Below are 23,930 nucleotides of genomic sequence, written 5' to 3'. Positions count from 1 at the left end.
AACACAACGGAATCAAGAATCGATGAGTGATTATAAAGATACCCTGAACTTACCTGAAACAGGGTTTCCAATGCGCGGTAATCTGGCCAATCGTGAGCCAGAGATGCTGAAGCGTTGGTACAAAGAAGACCTTTACGGCGAGATCCGTAAAGCGAAGAAAGGCAAGAAATCTTTCGTTCTACACGATGGTCCTCCATACGCGAATGGTGACATCCATATTGGTCACGCGCTAAACAAGATTCTTAAAGACATTATTATTAAATCCAAAACACTTTCTGGTTTTGATGCGCCGTACATTCCTGGTTGGGACTGTCACGGTCTACCAATTGAACTAATGGTAGAAAAGAAGAAAGGCAAGCCAGGTCAAAAGATCTCTGCGGCTGAGTTCCGTGAAGAGTGTCGCAAGTACGCGGCAGGCCAGGTTGAGGGTCAAAAAGAGAGCTTTAAGCGCCTGGGTATCATGGGTGAGTGGGACAAGCCATACCGCACAATGGACTTCGATACCGAAGCGAACATCATCCGTGCGCTAGGCAAGATTGCCTCAAATGGCCACCTGCTAAAAGGCTTTAAACCTGTTCACTGGTGTACTGACTGTGGCTCGGCACTTGCTGAAGCGGAAGTAGAGTACAAAGACAAGGTATCACCGTCTATCGACGTGCGCTTTAAAGCGGCAGATGAAGCGGCTGTGCTGTCTAAATTTGCTCTAGCTGGCGATCACCAAGGTCAAGGCGATATCTCGATCATCATCTGGACCACCACGCCATGGACGCTACCTGCGAACCGTGCGGTGTGTCTGCGTGACGATCTTGAGTACGTGCTGATCCAAACTGAGGGCGACAACCCTGAGCGTATCATCGTGGCTTCAGAGCTAGCGAAGGATGTGATGGATCGCGCCGGTATCGAGCACTTCCACAACCTTGGTTTTGCTAAGGGTGCAGATCTTGAGCTGTCTCAGTTCAACCACCCATTCTGCGATTTCACCGTCCCTGCGATCCTTGGTGATCACGTGACGACAGACTCAGGTACTGGTGTGGTTCATACGGCACCTGGCCACGGTCAAGAAGACTTCGCAGTCGGCCAGAAGTACGGTCTAGAGGTGGCGAACCCTGTAGGTTCAAACGGTGTTTACCTGCCAGATACTGAGCTATTTGCCGGTCAACATGTATTCAAAGCCAACGATGCGGTTGTTGAAGTACTTAAAGAGCGCGGTGCACTACTGCACCACCACGCGTACGAGCACAGCTACCCGCACTGCTGGCGCCACAAGACGCCAATCATCTTCCGTGCAACGCCACAGTGGTTTGTATCGATGGATCAAGCGGGTCTGCGTGCGAAAGCGCTTGAGTCAATCAAGAACGTTGAGTGGATGCCGGAGTGGGGCGAGAGCCGCATTGAGGGCATGATTGAAGGTCGCCCTGAGTGGTGTATCTCGCGTCAGCGTACTTGGGGTGTGCCTATTGCTCTGTTTGTCCACAAAGAGACCGCTGAGCTTCATCCAGATACGCTTGAGCTGATTGAAAAAGTCGCCAAGCTGGTGGAAGAGAAGGGCATTCAAGCCTGGTGGGATGTGGATGCAGCTGAGCTTCTTGGCGCAGACGCAGGCAACTACGAGAAAGTCCTTGATACGCTAGACGTATGGTTTGACTCAGGTGTGACGCACTTCTCTGTGGTTGACTCACGCGAAGAGTACAGCGGCAATGCAGCGGATCTGTACCTAGAAGGTTCTGACCAACACCGTGGCTGGTTCCAGTCTTCTCTGATCTCATCGATTGCGATGAAAGATGAAGCGCCATACAAGCAAGTGCTAACTCACGGTTTCGTTGTTGATGGCCAAGGCCGCAAGATGTCGAAATCAATCGGTAACGTTGTGGCGCCAAAAGATGTGACTAACAAGCTAGGTGCCGACATTCTGCGCCTATGGGTGGCGTCAACTGACTACACTGGCGAAGTTGCGGTATCGGATGAGATCCTAAAACGCTCGGCCGATGCCTACCGTCGTATCCGTAACACGGCGCGCTTCTTCCTAGCGAACTTAAATGGCTTTAACCCAGAGACAGACATCGTTCCTGCACAAGAGATGGTGGCACTGGATCGTTGGGCTGTAGGCCGCGCGCTTGCTGCTCAAGAAGAGATTGTAAAAGCTTACGGCGAGTACAACACTCACGCAGTAACTCAGCGCCTGATGCAGTTCTGCTCGATTGAAATGGGTTCGTTCTACCTAGACGTGATCAAAGACCGTCAGTACACAGCGAAGAAAGGCGGCCACGCTCAGCGCAGCTGTCAAACCGCACTGTACTACATCGTTGAAGCGCTAGTGCGCTGGATGGCGCCAATCATGTCGTTCACCGCGGATGAGATCTGGAACCAGATGCCAGGCGAGCGCGATACCTTCGTGTTTACCGGCGAGTGGTTTGAGGGGCTATTTGGCCTAGCGGAAGGTGAAGAGCTAAGCAACGAGTTCTGGTCTGAGGTGCAAGCAGTTCGTGGCGCAGTGAACAAGCTGCTTGAAGCGGCGCGCAGCGAGAAAACCATTGGTGGTGCGCTACAAGCGGAAGTGACACTGTTTGCTGATGATGCGCTTGCGGCGAAGATCAACAAGCTTGAAGACGAGCTACGCTTTGTACTTCTGACTTCTGCTGCGACAGTGAAGCCGTTGAGCGAGAAGACTGAAGCGGCCCAAGAGACGGACATTGAAGGTCTGTTTGTTGAAGTGAAAGCGACGGAAAACGAGAAGTGTGACCGTTGTTGGCACCACACACCAGACGTAGGTACTATCGAGGGTCACGAGAAGATCTGTGGCCGCTGTGTATCGAACGTTGATGGTGAAGGCGAAGCTCGTAAGTTCGCTTAATCGGCTAGGACTAAACGGAGTAACAACCCCAGTTTTTACTGGGGTTGTTTTTAGGAAGAATAATGAGTGAACAAACGCTAACGTTGAAGAATTCAGGTGTCCGCTGGCTTTGGCTAGCTGCAGTGATCTTTGTGGCAGATATTGCCATCAAGTTTGTTGTCATGGAGAACATGGGTTATGGCTGGTCGAACCGCATTGAAGTTCTGCCATTTTTTAATCTGTTGTATGTTCACAATCATGGTGCGGCGTTTAGCTTCTTGAGTGATCAATCGGGCTGGCAACGCTGGTTTTTTACCGCGATAGCGATTGCTGTGACTGCAACGCTCGGCTATTGGATGAGCAAGCTACCGGCGAAAGAAAAATGGAACAATATCGCTTATGCGCTGATCATTGGTGGCGCGATTGGCAATGTCTTCGATCGGATTGTGTATGGCTTTGTGGTCGACTATCTGGACTTTTATGTCGGCAGTTACCACTGGCCCGCGTTTAATCTCGCTGATTCAACCATTTGTATTGGTGCTGCGATGATCATTTTGGACAGTTTTCGTAATAATAAGAGCGCGAGCTGATTATACAAATGCAATAACCACAAGCGCTGTCCGTTGATTCGGTCGGCGCTTTTTTATATAACCAGAACTGACAAGGAAGTAGTCCCGTGACAATCATAAAGAAAGACTCAGCAGTCACTCTGCACTTTACTATCAAGATGGCCGATGGCTCGGTCGCTGATAGTACCCACAGTATGGGTAAGCCTGCTAAATGCATCATTGGCGATGGTAGTTTAAGTGAGAACTTTGAGCGTTGCTTGCTAGGGCTTAGCCCCGGTGAACAGAAAAGCATCTCGCTCATCGCTGAGGATGCTTTTGGTATGCCAAATCCAGACAATATCCATCATATGGATCGCGATAAATTTGTCGGCGATGTGGATATTGAGGTTGGTAGTATCATGGCCTTTTCTGGTGCCGATGGGGTAGAGATACCGGGCATTATCACTGAAATTGCAGGGGACTCAGTGACGGTCGATTTTAATCATCCTCTGGCGGGACAAGATGTGACTTTTGAAGTGGAAATTTTGTCAGTAGAATAAGCGTTAGTAAGAGAACCTCCGTGAGCAATAACATGAAAATCCTATTAGCCAACCCACGTGGCTTTTGTGCCGGTGTTGATCGTGCGATTAGCATCGTCGAGCGCGCCCTAGAAATGTATCAGCCCCCTATCTATGTCCGCCACGAGGTGGTGCATAACCGTTTTGTGGTTGAAGGTCTCAAGCAACGTGGCGCTATTTTCGTTGAAGAGTTGGATGAAGTGCCAGACGACAATATCGTGATCTTCTCGGCTCACGGTGTATCACAAGCGGTGCGCAAAGAGGCAAAGTCACGCGCATTGACCGTGTTTGATGCCACCTGCCCCTTGGTGACTAAGGTTCATATGGAGGTGGCTCGTGCTAGCCGCAAGAATATGGAAGTAGTACTGATTGGTCACGCTGGTCACCCAGAGGTTGAAGGCACTATGGGCCAGTATTACAGCGAGACGGGCGGGATGTATTTGGTCGAAAAACCCCATGATGTGGAGCGTTTGGTTGGTGTTGTTAAGGACGCGTCGAACCTGCACTATGTTAGCCAAACGACTCTCTCGGTTGATGAGACAGCCGATGTGATTGAAGCTCTGCGTCGAGTCTTCCCAGAGATCCAAGGACCACGCAAAGACGATATCTGTTATGCGACCCAAAATCGTCAAGACGCGGTACGAGACATCGCTGCGAAGGTTGATCTGCTGGTGGTGGTCGGCTCGAAAAATTCCTCAAACTCAACGCGTCTCAAAGAGCTCGCTGAGAAGCTTGGCACAGAGAGCTATCTGACCGATTGTCCAGAGGACGTACAGGAAGAGTGGTTCAAGGACAAGCATAAGATTGGCGTGACGGCGGGTGCCTCTGCACCAGAAGAGTTGGTTAATAAGATCCTCAACCGCATTCAAGAGCTTGGCGCTGATAAGGTCGAAGAGATCCAAGGCCGCGAAGAAAACATGTTCTTCGAGGTGCCGCGCGAGCTGCAAGTGAAACAAGTCGACTAATTCCAAGGGCAGCATTCGCTGCCCACTTTTATGCTTGTTACATCTCGCTTAACTCCAGCATGCGCTCACTGACTAAGGCACTGGGCATCCCATCCCTAAGTAGGTCATCCATTCTCAAAATCCGTCGCTCGAGCGATTGATGGACCTTGTGTGCATGTTGGTAGAGACTGCCCTTATTCGCCTCATAGCCTGAGGGAAAGGCGTCAACCTGCCAGTTGATCCTTAGGCCATCGGCTAACCATACCGGTGCCGGTTCATTGTGCAGGCTATCGCATAAGACGACGACAATATCAGGCGCAAACTCTGATCGCTCGTCCCAAGAGTGGGCATAGTTGTGTGGGATGGGGAGATCGTGATCCTGTAAATAGGCCTTGACCATAGGATTGATTTTGCCGGTCGGGTGCGACCCGCCACTGGCGACCTCAAAGCGGTGTTGTGGCAGGTGTTTGATACTCACTGATTCAGCGATCACGCTGCGCCCCGCATTGTGTTTGCAGACAAACAGCACTTTATACATAGCTTCCCCTCCATGGTGATGGATGTGAAATCTACCCTAAGTTTAGCTGTAGCTGATGTGAGTTGCGTGTCTCTGATAGCAAAAAGGCTCCCACTGGGAGCCTTTACACCAACTTACCTGAATTTAGGCGGTTTTGGTCACAGGTTTAGCCTGCTTATCATCCGCAAGATCATCCTCGCCTTTGCCCTTAGAGCGCGTGATTACTGTGTAAGTCACCGTAAGGGTGAACAGACAGCCAGCAATGCTTGATACCACCATTGGTAGACCGAAGCCTAACGTGCTGTTGTTAAGGATAAAGGTCACAACCACAGTGGTCATAAACATTGCAGGTACCGTAGTGACCCAGTGCAGTTTATTATGACGCAGTAAATAAGCCGAGGCTGTCCACAGCATCATCACTGCGGTGGTTTGGTTGGCAAAGCCGAAGTAACGCCAGATAACACCAAAGTCGACTTGAGTAAGAATTGCGCCAATAACGAACAGTGGGATTGCCATCATTAGGCGGTTGCGCATCGAGCGCTGCTCAAGATTGAAGTACTCGGCAAGGATCAAGCGGCTTGAGCGGAATGCAGTATCACCAGAAGTGATAGGTAGGATAACCACGCCAAGGAAAGCAATGATACCGCCTACAACACCCAACAGTCCGAATGATGCTCCATAGACCACGTTACCTGGGCCGCCACTTGCTACGGCTTCATTAAGCAGCTCCATTGAGCCGAAGAATGACAGAGCGATAGCACACCAGATCAGGGCGATAATGCCTTCGCCAATCATGGCTCCATAGAAGACAAAGCGACCATTTTTCTCATTCTCCATACAGCGCGCCATCAGTGGTGACTGAGTAGCATGGAAACCTGAGATCGCACCACAAGCGATGGTGATGAAGAGTGCAGGCCACAGCGGTAGATCGTTTGGATTCATGTTGGTGAACATATCGCTCACCTCAAAACCACCCATCACACTGTGTTCACTAGAGAACGCGATAGCACTGATAAGACCGACCGACATAAAGATCAATAGCGCACCGAACAGTGGGTAGAAACGACCAATGATTTTGTCTACAGGCACAATGGTTGCGATGATGTAGTAACCAAAGATGATCATCACCATGGTACCCATAGAGACACTGAGACTAGTTTGTTCATTGATCAAATTGGTCAGCATACCAGCAGGGGCGGAAACGAATACCACTCCAACTAGGAGCAACAGGACAATAGCAAAAATGTTCATAAAGTGTTTGGCGCTATTGCCTAGGTAACGACCGGTTATAGTAGGGACCGATGCACCGCCATTACGGACTGAAAGCATGCCTGAGAAGTAGTCGTGTACCGCACCGGCAAAGATACAGCCCAACACAATCCAAAGCATGGCTGCAGGGCCGTAGAGAGCCCCCATGATTGGGCCAAAGATTGGGCCAACACCGGCGATATTGAGCAGTTGAACCAGGTAAACCTTTCCGGTTGACATCGGCACGTAGTCGACGCCATCAGCGTTGGTGTGAGCAGGGGTTTGACGAGCAGGGTTGATGCCAAAGATCTTTTCGATAAAGGCACCATAGAAGAAATAGCCACCAATGAGTAGAGCGACACAGGTCAGAAACCACATCATAGTTTATATCCTTTCTTGAGGTTATTGAATTATGCAATCTATAGTAAGGTTTCTTACCTGAGGTTTCGCCCACCGCTTGCCTTAGTGGTTGCATGACCTTTTTAGTGGTAATAGCTCAAATTAAGCGGTAATTCGTCTAATTGAGTGGTTTTTGCCACAGCGGAGTGATAGGTTTGGCTGCAGTGTGAAAAAGACAACACTCGCTAGACAAGGAGCAGTAAATTCGATGAAACGGCTAGGACTAGGTTTGGCAGTCTTGCTCGTAGGCTGCAGTGGAGGCACTGGTGGTCTAAATACAAAGATTAATTGGTATCAAGCCGGCTATGAAGAAGCGGTGCGAGGCCAAGTCTCGCGTTTGGTAAGACACGCAGATGAGTTGGGTAGCGAGGCAAATCGCGCCGACTACGAGCGTGGCTACTCTGAGGGTAACGAAGAGTTTTGTAACCCTCAGATGGCTTATATGATTGGATTTTCGGGTGTCTATTACCACGGCGTGTGTGAAGGCCGAGAAGATAGCCAAAAATTTCTGCTTGAATGGAAGCGAGGTTGGGCAGACCAAGACTAAGGGGCAGGGTGCGGTATGAGCGCCCAGTTTTATATCCAAGCAAATCTCGCTGATTTAGTATCACGAGATTACTTGGATACTGATTAAGTTAGTCATCGGTGGGGGTGATCGCAGGGCGCAAAAAACCTTTACACTCGCTTAGGCGTTGCCTAGCCTCGTCAACGCCCATACTGGTTAGTTGGATTAAGATAGCCAGTTTGACTTCATATTGACTCACCTCAAGCGCGGCAACCGCATCGCTCTCAGAACACTCCGCTGCTTGCATAACAATGCGCACCGCTCGTGCTTCGAGCTTTTTATTGGTGGCCTTAACATCCACCATGAGATTCTGATAACTCTTGCCTATCTTGACCATGCTCGCGGTGGTCAGCATATTCAGAACCAGTTTTTGTGCGGTGCCAGACTTCATTCTGGTTGAACCTGTCAGAGCCTCGGGGCCGACCACCGGTGAAATGGCAATATCAGCGCAGCTGGCTATCGGTGAGGTAGGGTTGCAGGATAACGCAACGGTGGCAGCACCCATCTGGTTTGCGTACTCTAAGGCCCCAATAACATATGGGGTACGACCGCTGGCTGCGATACCGACAACCACATCGGCAGAGCTGAGCTGGTTATCAATGAGATCCTGTTGACCTAATTGAGCTGAATCTTCAGCCCCTTCTTGAGCGCGAAAAATGGCCTCATGGCCACCGGCAATCAATCCAACCACCATGGATTCATCCACGCCAAAAGTAGGCGGGCACTCTGAGGCATCGAGGATCCCTAGACGTCCACTCGTGCCGGCACCAACGTACATCAATCGGCCACCAGATTGAAAGGCACTGCTGATCACATCCACGGCTTGCGCGATCTGTGGCAATTGTTGCTCTACCGCAATGGGGACCAACTTATCTTGATGATTGATTGCTTTGACCAGCTCAAGACTGCTTAATGTATCAAGGTCCATAGTATCGGGGTTGCGTCCCTCAGAGACTAAGTTAGCGAGGGTACTAAGTAGGGGATTATGACTCATAACAATCCTTAATAGCGGGATAGATCACCCCGAGCGAGGCCGGGCATCGAGCGCCGGTAACCGCGGGTAGATTACTGGGAAGATTATGCACTTTTTGCCGCGCTAGCCAAGCAAAGGCCATTGCCTCCATAAAGTCGGCGTCCACACCTAAATCAGAGGTTAGTTTGAGCTGCCAATCTGGAAGAAGTGCCTTTAGTCGCTCGACTAATAACGGATTGTGCGCGCCACCGCCACATAAAGATAGCCTGCATTGTAGGCCTTGCTGGTAGGGAATGACATGTAGGGCTATTGATTGAGCGGTAAATTCACACAAGGTCCGCTGCACATCGGCAGCGCTATCACCAGACTCAAGCTGCGCCTCGAGCCAAGCCAGGTTGTAATGCTCACGACCGGTGCTTTTTGGCGCAGGCATGCTCAGGTATGGGTCCGACAGTAACTGGCGCAGCAAGCGCGGGATGAGGCTACCTTGCATCGCCAATGCGGCATCTTGGTCAAAAGGGGCTCCTATATGCTTTTCGCACCAGGCATCCATAAGCATATTACCTGGCCCAGTATCAAAGCCAATCACCTCTCCCTTGGCGGGTAAGACCGAGAGATTAGCTATGCCGCCGATATTGAGCACGATGTTGGTCGAGTCTTGTTGGCCAAATAGAAACTGATGAAAGGCAGGCACCAGAGGCGCGCCCTGACCACCGAGTGCCATATCGAGGCGGCGAAAGTCAGCGATGGTATCGATCCCCGTGATAGCGGCAATCAGGTTGGCATCACCAAGTTGCATAGTGAACGGGTATTCGCCGCTAGGCTGATGGTAGACGGTTTGCCCATGGTTGCCGATCGCCGTGATCTGTTCAGCGTGCAGCCCGCTGCGCGTGAGCAAAGCGTTGACGGCATCGGCATACAAGTGGCCAAGTTGGTGGTCGAGTAAACCGACGGCGGGCAGTGAGGTTGGCTGTCCGATACACATGGTGAGAACTTGCTGGCGAATAGAGTTCGGGATCGGATGTTCGTGGCTTGCCAAAAGCTCAATGCTAGTATCATCAATCGCAACTACCGCGGCATCGATACCGTCAAGGCTGGTACCGGACATCAGACCGATATAGAGTTCACGCATGCTAGGTTTCCCCACCTGAAAGCAAAAACCCATTGTAAAGCATTCCTAAACTGAATAGTCTCACTGAGCAGAGAAAAATTGCCGACTGGGAGATAAAAAATGGGACCATTGTGGATCGACGTGGATGGCTATGAGCTGACAGCAGAAGATCGCGAAGTCATTGAACACCCGACTGTGGGTGGGGTGATTCTCTTCTCACGCAACTACCACGACAGCGCGCAACTGAGTGAGTTGACCCGCACTATGCGCGAGGCGGCCAAGCGTCCGATCTTGATAGGGGTTGATCAAGAAGGGGGGCGAGTGCAGCGCTTTCGTGAAGGCTTTACTCAAATCCCGCCAGCGCAAGCCTATGCCACACTTCCCGATGGTGAACAGCTTGCCAAACTTGGCGGCTGGATGATGGCGGCCGAGGTGATGGCGCATGGCATTGATTTCAGCTTTGCCCCAGTGTTAGACAAAGGCCACGAGAGCAAGGCGATTGGTAATCGTGCTTTTGGTGAGGACAGTGACACGATTTTACGGTATAGCAGCGCATTTATACGTGGTATGAAAGACATAGGTATGGCAACCACAGGTAAGCATTTTCCTGGCCACGGCGGCGTCCTTGCCGATTCCCACGTTGAGATGCCTGTTGATCTGCGTGAAGACATTCTCGCCGGTGATATGGCGATATTTAAAGCGCAGATAGAGGCAGGCTTGTTGGATGCTATGATGCCCGCGCACGTCATTTATCCGCATTTCGATTCACAGCCGGCTAGCGGCTCTGCGTTTTGGCTCAAACAAGTACTGCGTGAGCAGCTCGGCTTTGATGGCATCATCTTCTCGGATGACCTGACCATGGAGGGGGCCAGCGTGATGGGCACGCCAGCACAGCGCGCACAACAAGCCCTTGAAGCTGGCTGCGATATGTTACTGATGTGTAACCAGCGTAACGCTCAAGTCGCGGTCATTGATCACTTGCCGAAAATAGAAACGCCGCAGGCAATCCGATTGCTCAAGCAAAACAGTTTTGAACTCACGGAGCTAAAGCGCACTCAAGAGTGGCGCCAAGCTCAGGATGCCTTACTACGTATTCAGTCAAACTAGTGGAAGCCGAGGCGCTCTTTGAGTGATTTAAGGTAGCGCCGGCTGACGGGCACTTGGTGCTGGCTGGTGGTTATAATTTCTGCCAGTCCATTCTCTAGCAGCTTGATCTCTTTGATCGAGTTGATATTGACTAAATACTGGCGATGACAACGCACCAGCGGGGTCTTTTCCTCCAAGACCTTGAGTGTCAACTGACTGGTTGCAGTTTGTTGTTGAGTCTGCACCTGTACTCCACTGATGTCGCTCCAAGCAAATTGAACCTCTTCAGCGGGGATGATCATGATCCGATTGAGCCCGACACAAGGAACGTGGACCAGTTGCTCGGGTGCCAGCTTAGTGATTGGGTTGGTTGGCGCTTGTTGTTTGCCAAGGCGGCATAGGGTTTTCGCCAAGCGCTGTGGGTCAACGGGTTTTAACAGGTAGTCGAAGGCATTTTCCTCAAAGGCTTGAATGGCAAATTGATCGTAGGCCGTGACGAACACAACTTTGGGCATGGTTTCGGGGTCGAGCATACCCAGCAGCTCGATACCCGAGATCTGCGGCATCTGAATGTCGAGAAAGACCACGTCAGGTTTTAGCTGGTGGATCTTTTTTAACCCTTCAATCGCGTTATTGGCATCGGCAATAACCTTGATCTGTTTTGACTCTTCAAGCAGCTCCGTGAGCTCCTCGCGGGCATGGATTTCATCATCAATGACTAGGGCTGATAACATAACGCTCCTCAGTGGATTGTGGTGCAAGGGATGATAAATTGCATTCGGGTGTAGTGATGGGTATCGACATCGACAGTTAATTTTGCCGCAGGGCCAAATTGATTAATGAGACGCTTATCGACTATCTGCATGCCTAGCCCTTGGTGGTGATGCTCTGGTGGCTGATAGCTACCAGCATTGTCCTCTACTGTGATTTGAACCCCTTGCTCAACCGTCTCGCTATAGATGCGGATTTTGCCAGACTCGAGCAGATTTGAGGTGCCGTGTTTGATAGCATTCTCAACTAGAGGCTGAAGGGTAAAGCTTGGTAGTTTATAGTCCAGCCACTGCTGATCAATCGCAATGTCTACAGACAGCCGATCAGCAAAGCGCGCTTGCTCAATGGTTAGATAAGCATTGACGTGCGCTAACTCCTCTCGTAACGAGATAGATTCGATGTTCTGCTTTAGATTGCTGCGAAAAAACTGACTCAGATGCTGGATTAGGCTACGGGCCATATTGGCGTCTTTCCTGATCACCGCACTGATGGTGTTGAGGGCGTTAAACAGAAAGTGTGGATTGATCTGGGCGTGAAGCAGTTTGATCTCAGCCTGGGACAATAGGTGCTGCTTTTGCTGATACTCACCATAGAGGATTTGGCTTGAGAGCAACTGAGCGATTCCTTGCGCCATCGACATATTGACCTTGGAAAATAACTTTCGTTTCGGCTCATAGAGCTTGATGGTTCCCACGACTCGGTCACCCGCTTTCAGCGGGATAATCAATGCTGACCCCAGCTTACAGCCTTGTGATATTGAGCATTGGTAAGGATTATCATCCCCGTTGAGGTAGATAATCCGATCGTCTCGCATTGCTTCTAGCGTGCTAGCTGAGGATATAGGTGTTCCTGGCAAGTGATGATCATTACCGATACCCACGAAGGCCAAAATCTTGTGGTTATCAGTAATCGAGACCGCCCCAACACTGGTTTCTTCGTAGACGATATTGGCGATGCGACTGGCATTGTCAGTCTCAAACCCCGAGGCGATAACGCCGACAGAGCGCTCAGCTATGCGTAGCGCCCGGCGTGAGAACATGGCTGAATACTCTTCGAAGATGGTTTTTCTATCGTGCAAAATACTGATAAATAGCGCTGCGCCTATGGAGTTAGCAATGATCATCGGTGCTGCAATCTCCGAAACCAAGGCGTAGGCTTTGTCAAAAGGCGTAGCGACTGCCAAGATGATCAGCATTTGACTGATCTCTGCAATCAAGGTGACACAGAGTACGATAAGGGGATTGAATACTTCCTCTACCCAGTTTTTTCTAACTAAATAAAGATGGACTAGCCCTCCAATCAAGCCCTCCGCAGTGGTAGATATCGCGCAGGCAAGGTCGGTAAATCCGCCCAGAGTATAACGGTGCAAACCGCCAGTTAAACCAACAAGAAAACCCACTACAGGTCCGCCAAACAGTCCACCCATGACCGCGCCAATAGCGCGTGTGTTGGCGATAGCATCATCGATCTGTAGTCCCAAATAGGTTCCAAGAATACAAAATGAAGAGAAGACCAAGTAAACACTGACACGGTGAGACAGGCGCGTAGACATGTACAGCAGGGGCTTAAAAATCGGCGTCTTACTCAACATATAAGCAAGCACCAGATAGACGCACATTTGCTGTAATAATGAAATTATCAGTCCCATAATTGTTCCACGCAGAATCCCCAAAAACAGGCATAGCTTAATGCTTATTTCTTCGCTAAACAGAAAATGTCACCAATAACGTGAGCTAGATATAGATGTAAATAAAAATTTACGCATTGTTTTATATTATTTACGCTTGCAATATTAAGTAAGAGTGATAGTTTAATGTGAAATCGCTTCTTACACTGCATGGATAGAAAGTGGGTGTAATTTTTAGTTTACAGGTATGGTTATGCAAAAAAGTGAATTGAGTAATATTAACATCAGTGATGAGCAAGTCCTGATCACTCCAGAAGAGTTAAAGGCGAAATTACCGCTATCAGACAAGGCGCGTCGCTTTATCCAAGAGTCTCGAGAGACGATTGCCAACATCATTCAGAAGAAGGATCATCGCCTGTTGGTGGTGTGTGGCCCTTGTTCAATTCACGATATCGATGCTGCTAAAGACTACGCCAAGCGTTTGAAAGCACTGTCAGAGCAGCTTAGTGATCAGCTTTACCTTGTTATGCGTGTTTACTTTGAAAAGCCGCGCACCACAGTCGGTTGGAAGGGCCTGATCAATGACCCACATCTTGATGGTACATTTGATATCGAGCATGGCCTGCATGTTGGACGCCAACTGCTGGTCGAGTTGGCTGAGATGGAAATCCCACTCGCCACAGAAGCCCTTGATCCAATCAGCCCTCAATACTTGGCAGATACCTTCAGCTGGGCAGCGATTGGTGCTCGTACCACTGAGTCACAGACTCACCGTGAGATGGCCAGCGGCCTATCGATGCCGATTGGTTTCAAAAATGGCACCGATGGCAGCCTAGCAACGGCAATTAATGCTATGCAGGCGGCCTCATCAAGCCATCGCTTTATGGGTATTAACCGTGAGGGGCAAGTGGCGCTGCTGACGACTCAAGGTAACCCAAATGGCCATGTTATCCTGCGTGGTGGCAAGCAAACCAACTACGATTCGGTATCGGTGGCTGAGTGTGAGCAAGAGATGGCAGGTGTGGGGCTGGATGCGTCCTTGATGGTGGACTGCAGTCATGCAAACTCGCGTAAAGACTATCGTCGCCAGCCATTGGTGGCTGAGGATGTCATCCATCAGATCCGTGAAGGCAATAAATCGATTATTGGCGTGATGATTGAAAGTCATATCGATGAGGGTAATCAGTCCTCTGATCTGCCATTTAGCGAAATGAAATATGGCGTTTCGATCACCGATGCATGTATCAATTGGGACTCGACTGAGGCACTATTACGTCACGCACACAAAGAGCTGGTACCTTTCCTAGAAAACCGCTTGCCAAACAACGAGTAATGAACAAGGAACACCATGGCAGTTGAACTGAACGGATTACGCGATCAAATTGACGCAGTCGACAAGCAAATCTTAGACCTTCTTGCCCAGCGCCTTGCGCTAGTCGAGAAGGTCGGCGAGGTCAAAAGTGAACATGGCCTGCCTATCTATGCCCCAGACCGAGAAGCAGCGATGCTGGCTTCTCGACGCGAGGAGGCAGAAAAGAAGGGCGTGCCGCCTCAACTGATCGAAGATATTCTGCGTCGCACCATGCGTGAGTCCTATGCGAGTGAGAAAGACTCAGGGTTTAAATGCCTTAATCCTGAGCTGCGTTCGGTTGTCATCGTTGGTGGTCGTGGTCAACTTGGCGGCCTGTTTGCACGGATGTTCACTCTATCTGGCTACCAGGTGAAGCTGTTGGGCAGCCAAGATTGGCATCGCGCGGATGAGCTGTTGAGTGATGCTGGACTGGTGGTTGTGACGGTGCCAATTCACCTAACCAAGGGCGTGATTGAACGCCTCGGAAATCTTCCACCAGATTGCATCTTGTGTGACCTGACTTCGATTAAATCACAGCCTCTTGAGGCGATGAAACAGGTTCATTCTGGCCCTGTGGTGGGTTTACACCCGATGTTTGGTCCGGATGTGGCCAGCCTAGCCAAGCAGGTGATAGTGTACTGTGATGGGCGTATGCCTGAGCGCTACCAGTGGCTGTTAGAGCAGTTTGCGATCTGGGGAGCGAGCCTGTGTTCGGTTGATGCTCAGGAGCACGACCACGGTATGACGCTGATCCAGGCACTACGCCACTTTACCTCGTTCGCTTATGGTCTGCACTTGAGTCGCGAGAACCCTAATATTGATAAGTTGCTGCAGCTTAGCTCGCCAATTTATCGCTTGGAGTTGGCGATGGTTGGCCGTCTGTTTGCGCAAGACCCAAATCTTTACGGTGACATTATTCTCTCCTCACAAGAGAACATCGATATGATCAAGCGTTTCCACCATTGCTTTGGTGAGGCATTGGCGCTGCTTGATGGTAAAGACAAGCGTCATTTCGTTGATAGCTTTGAGCAGGTCAGTAACTGGTTTGGTGATTACTCGCAGCAGTTTATGTCTGAAAGCCAGCATCTACTCAAGCAGGCAAATGACAGTATTCATCGAGGCTAATTGTTTACCCACAACGAAATAAAAGGCGACCATAAGGTCGCCTTTTGTGTTTTTGCGAGCATGGCGCTTTATTGGGTGCTTAGCTCTCTGTCGGCATCCGTCTCATGGCTAGCCGTTTTAAGCGATGGACTGCTTGAAGGCGCGTTGGTGAGATTGACCTGCATTCTTACTGAGTTGTCGACGAGCTCCAGCAGGGGTTGCCAGTTGACTCGCTTCTCTTTCTCAAACAGATAATCAAAGTTATCCGGTGACCAATCGATGCTGTATTGCGGGTTGAGGGCTCGACCCAAGAAGCGGATTTCGTAGTGTAAGTGTGGTCCAGTTGAGTTGCCTGAGTTGCCACAGGTGGCAATTTGATCGCCCTTGGCAACAAAGGCACCGCTGCGCACCTTAAACTGGTGCAAGTGTGCATAGGAGGTCATAAAGCCATAGGCGTGGCGCACGGTTAAGAAGTTGCCAAAGCCACTGTCACTTGGACGTACGGTTTCTATCACGCCATCGGCGGGCGCATAGATTGGCTCACCTACCTGACAGGTGAGATCGATACCGGTGTGGGTATGAACCTTGCCGGTAATTGGGTTGGTGCGACGGCCAAATGAGGACGATACACGGCCGAAATTGACTGGTGTATCGTTGGGTAATAGACGCAGTAGGGTCGCTCTCACGGCGGAGTTGAGCGCGGCAGCATCGATGCGCTGTTCGAGCTGGTCTTGGTAAGTTGGGTCAGTTTCATCTGTTAAGCCAAGCACATGCTCAACGTCATAAACTCGTTGGCCGAGGATCTTTATCTCTTGTTGCTTACTGGCGAGATCTTGATTGAGTTGGTGCACTTCGTCCTCTTGCTCGGCAAGCAACATCTCTAAGTCATGATGAGTCCTGAGCAGCGTTCGATGTTGTTGACGCGAGTGCAGCGACTCTTGTTGCGAGGCTGAAAGTGCTTGATGAAGTTGTTGGATCTGATCTTGGGTTGAGTAGATATAGACAGCAGTTGTACCTATACACACCGTAGTGATGAATAATAGGCCACTTAGAGCGACTCGAGATAAAGCGAAGTGCTGCTCTCCCGCTGACGCTGGAACCTGTATTGTTATTTTTTTAGACATAGCTTCTTGGTTTGGGGTAAAAAACTAGGATCTTTTTCAAGCCACGCCGCATAAGCTCGTTGTCTTATTACTCTGGGGCGGAGTGTTAAGCCTCGCTTGCCAAAACCGCCATTGCACATGCAACAGGCTCGGTTTAGTCAAGGTTTCTAGTCTAGAACTGGAACAAAGCTATCAATTTAACACGCGTGGCATGCAGGTTTTATGTATCAAGATCACAAAAGCCGCTATTTCTAACGGCTTTTGTCTAAAAAATCAAACAGTAATGTTATTTAGCAATACGTTTGTATTTAATGCGGTGTGGCTCTGCAGCCTCAGGACCAAGGGTCTTCTTCAACCACTCCATGTATTCGGTGTAGTTACCTTCGTAGAAGTTAACTTGGCCCTCATCACGGTAGTCGATGATGTGGGTTGCGATGCGGTCTAGGAACCAGCGGTCGTGCGAGATAACCATGGCACAGCCAGGGAACTCAAGCAGCGCTTCTTCCAGCGCACGCAGGGTTTCTACATCGAGGTCATTGGTCGGCTCATCGAGAAGCAGTACGTTACCACCGGCTTTAAGCAGTTTCGCTAGGTGAACACGGTTACGCTCACCACCAGATAGCTCGCCAATGATCTTCTGTTGATCTGAGCCTTTAAAGTTAAAGCGTGAGCAGTAAGCACGCGCTGGGATCTCAAAATTATTGATCTTGATGATATCAGCGCCTTCAGAGATCTCTTGGAATACCGTTTTGCTGTCGTCCATGCTATCACGGAACTGATCCACCGATGCCAACTTCACTGTGTCACCCATCTCGATGGTACCTGAGTCTGGTTGTTCAGTGTCGCTAAGCATCTTGAATAGGGTCGATTTACCCGCACCGTTGGCACCAATGATACCGACAATCGCGCCTTTCGGAATGCTGAATGAGAGATCATCAATCAGCACGCGACCATCAAATGATTTGGTCAGGTTTTGTACATCGATAACCTTGTCACCTAGGCGTTCACCTGGTGGGATAAACAGCTCATTAGTCTCGTTACGCTTCTGATGATCGCCGCTTTGTAGCTCTTCAAAGCGAGCCATACGTGCCTTCGATTTTGCTTGGCGACCTTTCGGGTTTTGACGAACCCATTCCAACTCTTTCTCAATGGTCTTTTGACGTGCTTTTTCTTGCGAGGCTTCTTGTTGTAGACGTGCATCTTTTTGCTCAAGCCAAGAGGTGTAGTTACCTTCCCATGGGATGCCCTCACCACGGTCAAGTTCTAGGATCCAACCAGCTGCATTATCAAGGAAGTAGCGGTCGTGGGTAATAGCAACAACGGTACCTGTGTAATCAACCAAGAAGCGCTCTAGCCATGCAACTGATTCAGCGTCCAAGTGGTTGGTAGGCTCATCGAGCAGAAGCATGTCTGGCTTCTCTAGCAGAAGACGACAGATAGCGACGCGGCGACGCTCACCACCGGACAGGTGTTCAATCTTCGCATCCCACTCAGGCAGACGCAGCGCATCAGCAGCACGCTCAAGCGAGTTCTCTAGGTTATGGCCATCTTTTGCCTGGATCAGCGCTTCTAGCTCACCTTGCTCTTTCGCTAGGGCATCAAAGTCGGCATCTGGCTCTGCATAAGCGGCATATACCTCATCAAGACGTTTCATCGCACCAGCAACATCAGACACCGCCTCTTCAACGATTTCACGCACCGTCTTCGATTCATCCAGTACTGGCTCCTGAGGTAGGTAACCCACATTTAGACCCGGTTGTGGGCGCGCTTCACCATCGATATCCGTATCAATTCCAGCCATGATACGCAGCAAGGTTGATTTACCCGCACCATTGAGGCCGAGAACGCCGATTTTTGCACCTGGGAAGAAGCTTAGAGAAATGTCTTTAAGAATTTGACGCTTTGGTGGCACGATTTTGCTCACCCGCGACATGGTATATACGTATTCAGCCATTGCCGATCGTTCCTAAAAATATAATTGCAAATTCAATCCTCTATTTTATACCAATTCCCTACAAGATGTTACCAACCTTGGAATTAAACAATCCAAATTCTGATATCGCCAAGTAACCTTAAGATGCCGTTTCAGTGAGACAAGTAAAGTCCCCCAGAGAGAATCAATAGACAGGCTTAACTTTGCGTCAAATGACTGTAAAAGAGGGCCCATGTCTGCAGTCATTCTCCTTGATATGTGCACGTATATTGGCTCTGAAGTCTGCACCTTGAGGTCACTTGGGTATCCGGTGAGCTTATCCTAGACTTAATGGATAAACTGCTATACAGCTGTGCAGGGACAAGCGCGGCTGGGCAAGGATGTATTGATCAAAAGGACACTCGATGTTGAAAATTGCAACCGTATGTTGTGCGGCAGCGGCAGTGTTGGCTCTTGGTAGCAGTTGGTTATCAAAGGCCAAGGGAGCCACGCTTGAAGAGCAGCGCAAGATGTATGATGATGCCAAGGCATTGGTCGAGATGCGTCAAATTGAGCGCTTTTCTGCTCTGCGCTCGCAAATCACCCAATACCCACTTACCCCTTATTTAGACTACCGTGTGTTTCTGATTGATCTCGCTGAGCGCAGCCCCGCTGAGGTTGAGCAGTTTATCACTGACCACAACACCTTGCCTTTTTCTCGCTCGATCCGTGCCGTCTTTCTCGATCGCCTCGCGGCTAAACGTCGCTGGAGTGATTGGCTCGTGTTTCAGCCCAATCTGCCTAATGATGAGCGTTATCGATGTCAGTATTATGTCGCCAAACTTGAGACTGGGGATACCGATGCTGCCTATGCAGGCGCGAAAACCCTATGGCAAAGTGGCCGCAGCGTCAGTGATGCTTGTGACCCACTTTTTAGGGCTTGGTCGAAAGCGGGACACAAAACCGATCAAGATATTCTCGAGCGGATGTTATTGGCATTTGAACAACGTAACAGCAGTTTGATGAGTTACCTCAGTCGTCAGGCTAAATCTGAGCAAGCACAGAGCAAGGCGGAGCAAGTGTTGGCGCTCAATCGCAAGCCAAACACCGTTGTCACCTTTACAAGTCAGCAGACAGTCAATGCTTATAATCAGAAACTGGTTGAGTTGGCTCTGAAAAAACTCGCTCGTCGTGACACCGAGCAAGCCATCAAGGCTCAAGATCAGATAAAGCCCAACTTTTTGACACCCGATCAGTCACAATCAGTCGTGGACTATACCGCAAGGCGACTGATGACCACAGGCAGCGAGCGCTTAATTTCGTGGCGCGATGCAGTCATCGAGCGAACCAGTGATCAGAGCTTAATAGAGCGTCGTGTGCGACTGGCGATTGGACAAGCAGATTGGGCGGGCGTCGAGATGTGGCTAAGCTTGCTTAGCTCAGATGCGCTGCAATCCCAGCGCTGGAGTTATTGGCAGGCGAGGGCAGATCTTGCGCTGGACAATACCGAGCGTGGTGAGTTGCAACTACAAAGCCTGGTTGGCGAGCGTAATTTTTACAGCGTTGCAGCAGCAACGGCTCTGGAGCAGGACTATCAGTACCCCACTAGCAGCCTGCCCTATGATCAAAGCCAGGTGGCGGCTTACCAATCAAGCCTTGCTCGGATAGAAGAGCTGATACGACGAGACAAGATCACTACTGCGAAGAGCGAGTGGCGCTTTTTACTCAGTCGTGTTGAGCAAGGAGACAAACAGCTGCTCGCTAGTTTTGCCGCGAGCAAGCGTTGGTATCACCTGACTGTTACAGCGACTATTGAGGCAAAGATGTGGGATAACATCGAGCTGCGCTTTCCGATTGCGCACCGCTGGTGGTTTGAGTTTTACGCCAAGCGACACGACCTCAATCTCACCACACTGCTCTCGTTGGCACGGCAAGAGAGTGCGCTTGATGTCGAGGCGCGCTCACCGGTTGGAGCGAGAGGGATCATGCAGATTATGCCAGCCACGGCAAAAGACACGGCAAGGAAATTTGGACTTAGCTACTCCGGTAGTCAGCAATTATATCAGGTGGAAAAGAACATCGAGATTGGCAGCCAGTACCTTAAGAGCTTGATGAATCGTTATGATGACAATCGGATTTTTGCTTTGGCGGCGTACAATGCCGGGCCTGGACGTGTTAGGCAGTGGCGAGAGCGCAGCGATGCACAACTGGATGTTTTTGCCTTTATCGAAGCGATCCCATTTTATGAAACTCGCAACTATGTGCAAAATATCCTGATGTTTGAAACCTACTATCGAGATAACCTAGAGCTCCCGGCGCAGTTTCTTACCGAGCAGGAGCTGCTTCAACGCTATTAACCTCAGGGAGGGGATAGGATTTTGTCATCACTGGCGGTAGTATTGGGGTTTTGTTGTATGTTTAAGGGTTGCTCACATGTCATCCAAACCAGAATATAACCATTGGGCAGAGATAAGCGCGTTGATCAAAGAATCGGTTGAGCAGGGTCAACACGAGCTATTGCTGACGATGTTGATGACACCCGATGAGCGCGAGGCGATACAGACACGGGTGAATATCGTGTGTGAGCTACTTAAGGGTGACCTTTCCCAGCGCCAAATTAGTCAGCTGCTCGGCGTGGGGGTTGCAACCATTACACGCGGTTCGGCAGAGTTGAAAACAAAGTCGAGTGAGCAAAAAGCGACCATTGAGCAGCTAGTCCTCAAAGACCGCTCGCGCGCAGACTAAATCAAAAGTGGTCGGGGTTTGAAAATGGGATCAGCGCGAGAATAAGCGCCTGCTGGTAAACACTGCTGCGAGTGAGCAGGTGGTTCGTCAGCAAACCAATCGCCCCACCTTTCTGTTTGATATTCTCGGTTGAGAACACCTCATCCATCACATCACCAAGCTCTATACCTTGGCTGATTTTGTCCATTACAACTGGTGGCAGTTGCAGGCTTGATGAGCGAGACTCGCCACGTAGGCTTCCCGACTCGATGATCATCCAGGCAAAGGTTGAACTCTGCTCAATTCCGGCCTCTAGGCCGACATAAAAGTCACCATCTGTTACTGCATGACGAGCATTACTGACACGATTAAGTGCGCCTTGTTTGGTCTCGGCATTCGACATTGGTTGATCCGCGACCTCACTGGCTACACTGCCCCCTTGATAATGAAAATTCTGCTCAGGGAATACAGCACTAAATGCCGCTTTCACAGCATTGATTTTAGCGGGGTTAAGTGAGGCGATAACGACGGTTTTCATGGGCTGATAGTTGACCTTAGTTTCGATGGGACAAAGCCCCCGACAAGCCCTTGGTGGTTGCCGGGGAAAGCGATTATATCAGTTTAACCTGGGTGGGTTTCACATTCTCGCTCGGGTAACAGCCAAGCACTTTCAGGTGCTTGGTAATCTTGGTCAATTGCTCAAGGGCTTGCTGCATGTCCTCGGAGTCCAGATGTGCCTCGAGGTCGACGTAGAACATCTCCTCCCATGGATTGCCCATAATTGGGCGTGACTCCAGCTTGGTCATATTGATACCAAAGCGCTGCAGCACGAGCAGAGTTTGAACGAGAGAGCCAGCTTGCTGTGATGTCGACATTATCAAGGTGCTCTTGGCCGGGATTTGCGGTGAGACATCAACTGGTTTGCGCGCCACTACAATAAAACGAGTATGATTTTCAGTTTGGTTCGAGATATTGCCTTGCAGAGGCTGCAGCCCATACAGTTTACCGCTTGAGGCATTGCCGATAGCCGCAATTTCAGGCTGGTTCAACTCTTGAACCTTTTTCATCGCATCCGCGGTGCTGGCACAGGTTTTCAGCTTGACGTTGTTCAGGCGGCTCAGGAACTCACTACATTGCTGGTGAGGTTGTGGGTGCGAGTATAAAGTGGTGATGTCCTCAAGACGGACATCGCTGACGCCGACAAGGCAGTGCTCGATAGGTAGGGTAAGCTCACCAACAATGTAGAGAGTGGTGTGCTGCAAAAGGTCATAGACCTCATTGATTGAGCCAGAGCTGGTATTCTCGATTGGTAGTACCCCGTAGTCGGCGTGACCACTCTCTACGGTTTTGGCGACCTCTTTGAAGACATCACAATTGAGCTCGACCAACTCCATATTTTTTCGCGAGAAAAACTCACGGCTAGCCAGATGTGAATATGAGCCTTTGGCTCCAAGGAAGGCAACACGCGCTAGGGGTTTTTGGTGGTCTGGATTGGCAAGCTCTTGCAGATAGGCTTGCTGGAGCAGAACAGAATCTTCGATGATGGTGTGAAACAACTTAGTGATGTATTCAGCATCGAGCTGGTACTTAGACTTACCATTATTGATCAGTTTCACCAACAACTCTTGCTCGCGGCTCGCGTCGCGTACTGGCTTAGAGGTCTGTACCTTAGATTTTGCGACCTCGATGCTCATTTGGCGTCGCTCAGAGAGCAGTTTAAGCAACTGATCGTCGAGTTCATTGAGGCGCAGGCGGATTTTATCCAACGAATACTGGGTTTCACTCATATTGATGTCCTTACGAAAAAGCCTCCCTGGTGGGAGGCTTTTGTTCATCTGATGTTGCGACACGAACCACTTAGCCTCCAGGGATTACCGGATAAAAAAGAGGCCAAAGAAAAATCGTGAAGTCTGCATAAGTATCTAAAATTTAATCTATCTGCCTCTACAATAAGCAAGCGCCCAATGAGCGTCAAGCAAAAAAATAGCGCCCTTGCGGGCGCTAATCTCACTTTCGTTGTGGGTTATTCTTCAATTGGCTCAAGTTCAGGTTTATCAGCTCGGCGCGCTGCTGGCTTGTGTCTCAGTTTGTTAAGTTGGCGCTCGAGTTTTTGTTCAGCTTCGTTAATTGCTGCGTAGAGATCTTCTCCACTTGCCGAAGCGATGAGTTGACCCTTTGGTACAGTGATGATCGCTTCGATTTTTTTCTGTTTGTTTGGTTCCTCACTGATGCTAGCTTGGCAGCTGATTATGTCGACTTGCCACTTTTCTAGCTTTTTGAATTTACTCTCAATATGAGCGCGGATAGCAGAGGTTAGTTCGATGTTCTTGCCAGTCATGTTTATTTTCATATGTGTATTTCCTCTGTGTCATCCCTCATGGGTTAACTCCAGATTACGTTTCTAGTGATGAAATAACGTGATGCTGATCACCCTTGTGAGGTGTAATTTTGATGACAAACACAAATGTGATCGCTGACAAAGACTGGCAAAAAGATTGGCATAAAAACTTGAGTTAGCTCGTTGAGTGGTTAGATTGGT

21 protein-coding genes are annotated in these 23,930 nt (G+C 49.8%); 10 read left to right on the top strand and 11 right to left on the bottom strand.

What is annotated here, in order from left to right; translation table 11 throughout:
- The first annotated feature begins 22 nt into the window (after window positions 1-22).
- The 4 genes from ileS to ispH all read left to right on the top strand — a co-directional run bounded on the left by ileS (window position 23) and on the right by ispH (window position 4,921).
- Window positions 23-2,851, top strand: a complete 2,829-nt coding sequence (gene ileS / locus ACZ5R2_RS15415) for an isoleucine--tRNA ligase (protein WP_464900191.1) — start codon at window positions 23-25, stop codon at window positions 2,849-2,851.
- Window positions 2,852-2,913: 62 nt separating this feature from the next.
- A complete protein-coding gene (gene lspA, locus ACZ5R2_RS15410) occupies window positions 2,914-3,420 on the top strand; it encodes a signal peptidase II (protein WP_464900190.1) in 507 nt (168 codons plus the stop codon).
- Window positions 3,421-3,506: 86 nt separating this feature from the next.
- A complete protein-coding gene (fkpB, locus tag ACZ5R2_RS15405; RefSeq protein WP_464900189.1) occupies window positions 3,507-3,938 on the top strand; it encodes an FKBP-type peptidyl-prolyl cis-trans isomerase in 432 nt (143 codons plus the stop codon).
- A gap of 32 nt (window positions 3,939-3,970) precedes the next feature.
- Window positions 3,971-4,921, top strand: a complete 951-nt coding sequence (gene ispH, locus ACZ5R2_RS15400; protein WP_464900188.1) for a 4-hydroxy-3-methylbut-2-enyl diphosphate reductase — start codon at window positions 3,971-3,973, stop codon at window positions 4,919-4,921.
- A 37-nt stretch (window positions 4,922-4,958) separates the two neighbouring features.
- On the opposite strand, the gene ACZ5R2_RS15395 is transcribed toward ispH, so the two are convergent.
- Both ACZ5R2_RS15395 and ACZ5R2_RS15390 read right to left on the bottom strand, forming a co-directional pair.
- Complete coding sequence (locus ACZ5R2_RS15395) at window positions 4,959-5,438, bottom strand: arsenate reductase/protein-tyrosine-phosphatase family protein (protein ID WP_464900187.1); 480 nt, start codon at window positions 5,436-5,438, stop codon at window positions 4,959-4,961.
- Window positions 5,439-5,561: 123 nt separating this feature from the next.
- Complete coding sequence (locus ACZ5R2_RS15390; RefSeq protein WP_464900186.1) at window positions 5,562-7,046, bottom strand: carbon starvation CstA family protein; 1,485 nt, start codon at window positions 7,044-7,046, stop codon at window positions 5,562-5,564.
- Between the two features lie 226 nt (window positions 7,047-7,272).
- Here ACZ5R2_RS15390 and ACZ5R2_RS15385 point away from each other — a divergent pair, with 226 nt between their 5' ends.
- Complete coding sequence (locus ACZ5R2_RS15385) at window positions 7,273-7,611, top strand: DUF2799 domain-containing protein (RefSeq protein WP_464900185.1); 339 nt, start codon at window positions 7,273-7,275, stop codon at window positions 7,609-7,611.
- 88 nt (window positions 7,612-7,699) lie between these two features.
- On the opposite strand, the gene murQ is transcribed toward ACZ5R2_RS15385, so the two are convergent.
- Together murQ and ACZ5R2_RS15375 are read right to left on the bottom strand one after the other, a co-directional pair.
- Window positions 7,700-8,623 (bottom strand): N-acetylmuramic acid 6-phosphate etherase, encoded by a 924-nt coding sequence (gene murQ, locus ACZ5R2_RS15380; RefSeq protein ID WP_464900184.1) that lies wholly within the window; start codon window positions 8,621-8,623, stop codon window positions 7,700-7,702.
- Complete coding sequence (locus ACZ5R2_RS15375) at window positions 8,613-9,734, bottom strand: anhydro-N-acetylmuramic acid kinase (protein WP_464900183.1); 1,122 nt, start codon at window positions 9,732-9,734, stop codon at window positions 8,613-8,615. The genes murQ and ACZ5R2_RS15375 overlap by 11 nt, the downstream gene beginning before the upstream one ends.
- A 99-nt stretch (window positions 9,735-9,833) precedes the next feature.
- On the opposite strand from ACZ5R2_RS15375, the gene nagZ reads away from it, so the two are divergent.
- Window positions 9,834-10,820 carry a beta-N-acetylhexosaminidase gene (gene nagZ, locus ACZ5R2_RS15370; RefSeq protein ID WP_464900182.1) on the top strand — a complete coding sequence of 329 codons (987 nt, stop codon included), beginning with the start codon at window positions 9,834-9,836 and terminating at the stop codon, window positions 10,818-10,820.
- Here nagZ and btsR read toward each other — a convergent pair.
- Both btsR and ACZ5R2_RS15360 read right to left on the bottom strand, forming a co-directional pair.
- Window positions 10,817-11,533, bottom strand: coding sequence for a two-component system response regulator BtsR (gene btsR, locus ACZ5R2_RS15365; RefSeq protein WP_464900181.1), 717 nt, complete (start codon window positions 11,531-11,533; stop codon window positions 10,817-10,819). The genes nagZ and btsR overlap by 4 nt on opposite strands.
- A gap of 8 nt (window positions 11,534-11,541) precedes the next feature.
- Window positions 11,542-13,218 (bottom strand): LytS/YhcK type 5TM receptor domain-containing protein, encoded by a 1,677-nt coding sequence (locus ACZ5R2_RS15360; RefSeq protein ID WP_464900180.1) that lies wholly within the window; start codon window positions 13,216-13,218, stop codon window positions 11,542-11,544.
- Window positions 13,219-13,450: 232 nt separating this feature from the next.
- Here ACZ5R2_RS15360 and ACZ5R2_RS15355 point away from each other — a divergent pair, with 232 nt between their 5' ends.
- Both ACZ5R2_RS15355 and tyrA read left to right on the top strand, forming a co-directional pair.
- The gene (locus ACZ5R2_RS15355) at window positions 13,451-14,530 is read left to right on the top strand and encodes a 3-deoxy-7-phosphoheptulonate synthase (protein WP_464900179.1); all 1,080 of its coding nucleotides are present in this window, start codon (window positions 13,451-13,453) and stop codon (window positions 14,528-14,530) included.
- Window positions 14,531-14,545: 15 nt separating this feature from the next.
- A complete protein-coding gene (gene tyrA / locus ACZ5R2_RS15350; RefSeq protein WP_464900178.1) occupies window positions 14,546-15,673 on the top strand; it encodes a bifunctional chorismate mutase/prephenate dehydrogenase in 1,128 nt (375 codons plus the stop codon).
- 68 nt (window positions 15,674-15,741) lie between these two features.
- Here tyrA and ACZ5R2_RS15345 read toward each other — a convergent pair whose 3' ends face one another.
- Window positions 15,742-16,776, bottom strand: coding sequence for a peptidoglycan DD-metalloendopeptidase family protein (locus tag ACZ5R2_RS15345; protein WP_464900177.1), 1,035 nt, complete (start codon window positions 16,774-16,776; stop codon window positions 15,742-15,744).
- Between the two features lie 265 nt (window positions 16,777-17,041).
- The gene (ettA, locus tag ACZ5R2_RS15340) at window positions 17,042-18,709 is read right to left on the bottom strand and encodes an energy-dependent translational throttle protein EttA (RefSeq protein WP_464900176.1); all 1,668 of its coding nucleotides are present in this window, start codon (window positions 18,707-18,709) and stop codon (window positions 17,042-17,044) included.
- A 383-nt stretch (window positions 18,710-19,092) separates the two neighbouring features.
- Between ettA and sltY the strand changes: the two genes are divergently transcribed.
- Window positions 19,093-21,024, top strand: coding sequence for a murein transglycosylase (sltY, locus tag ACZ5R2_RS15335; protein WP_464900175.1), 1,932 nt, complete (start codon window positions 19,093-19,095; stop codon window positions 21,022-21,024).
- Window positions 21,025-21,100: 76 nt separating this feature from the next.
- The gene (trpR, locus tag ACZ5R2_RS15330; protein ID WP_464900174.1) at window positions 21,101-21,412 is read left to right on the top strand and encodes a trp operon repressor; all 312 of its coding nucleotides are present in this window, start codon (window positions 21,101-21,103) and stop codon (window positions 21,410-21,412) included.
- A gap of 1 nt (window position 21,413) precedes the next feature.
- Here trpR and yjjX read toward each other — a convergent pair whose 3' ends face one another.
- The 3 genes from yjjX to hpf all read right to left on the bottom strand — a co-directional run bounded on the left by yjjX (window position 21,414) and on the right by hpf (window position 23,741).
- The gene (yjjX, locus tag ACZ5R2_RS15325; protein WP_464900173.1) at window positions 21,414-21,929 is read right to left on the bottom strand and encodes an inosine/xanthosine triphosphatase; all 516 of its coding nucleotides are present in this window, start codon (window positions 21,927-21,929) and stop codon (window positions 21,414-21,416) included.
- Window positions 21,930-22,002: 73 nt separating this feature from the next.
- Complete coding sequence (gene pheA, locus ACZ5R2_RS15320; RefSeq protein WP_464900172.1) at window positions 22,003-23,178, bottom strand: prephenate dehydratase; 1,176 nt, start codon at window positions 23,176-23,178, stop codon at window positions 22,003-22,005.
- 236 nt (window positions 23,179-23,414) lie between these two features.
- Complete coding sequence (gene hpf / locus ACZ5R2_RS15315) at window positions 23,415-23,741, bottom strand: ribosome hibernation-promoting factor, HPF/YfiA family (RefSeq protein WP_464900171.1); 327 nt, start codon at window positions 23,739-23,741, stop codon at window positions 23,415-23,417.
- Window positions 23,742-23,930: the final 189 nt, after the last annotated feature.

The organism is Vibrio sabulosilitoris (assembly GCF_055391395.1).
The sequence above is the reverse complement of the archived record's forward strand: the minus strand, read 5'-3'. Positions and strand labels throughout refer to the sequence as shown.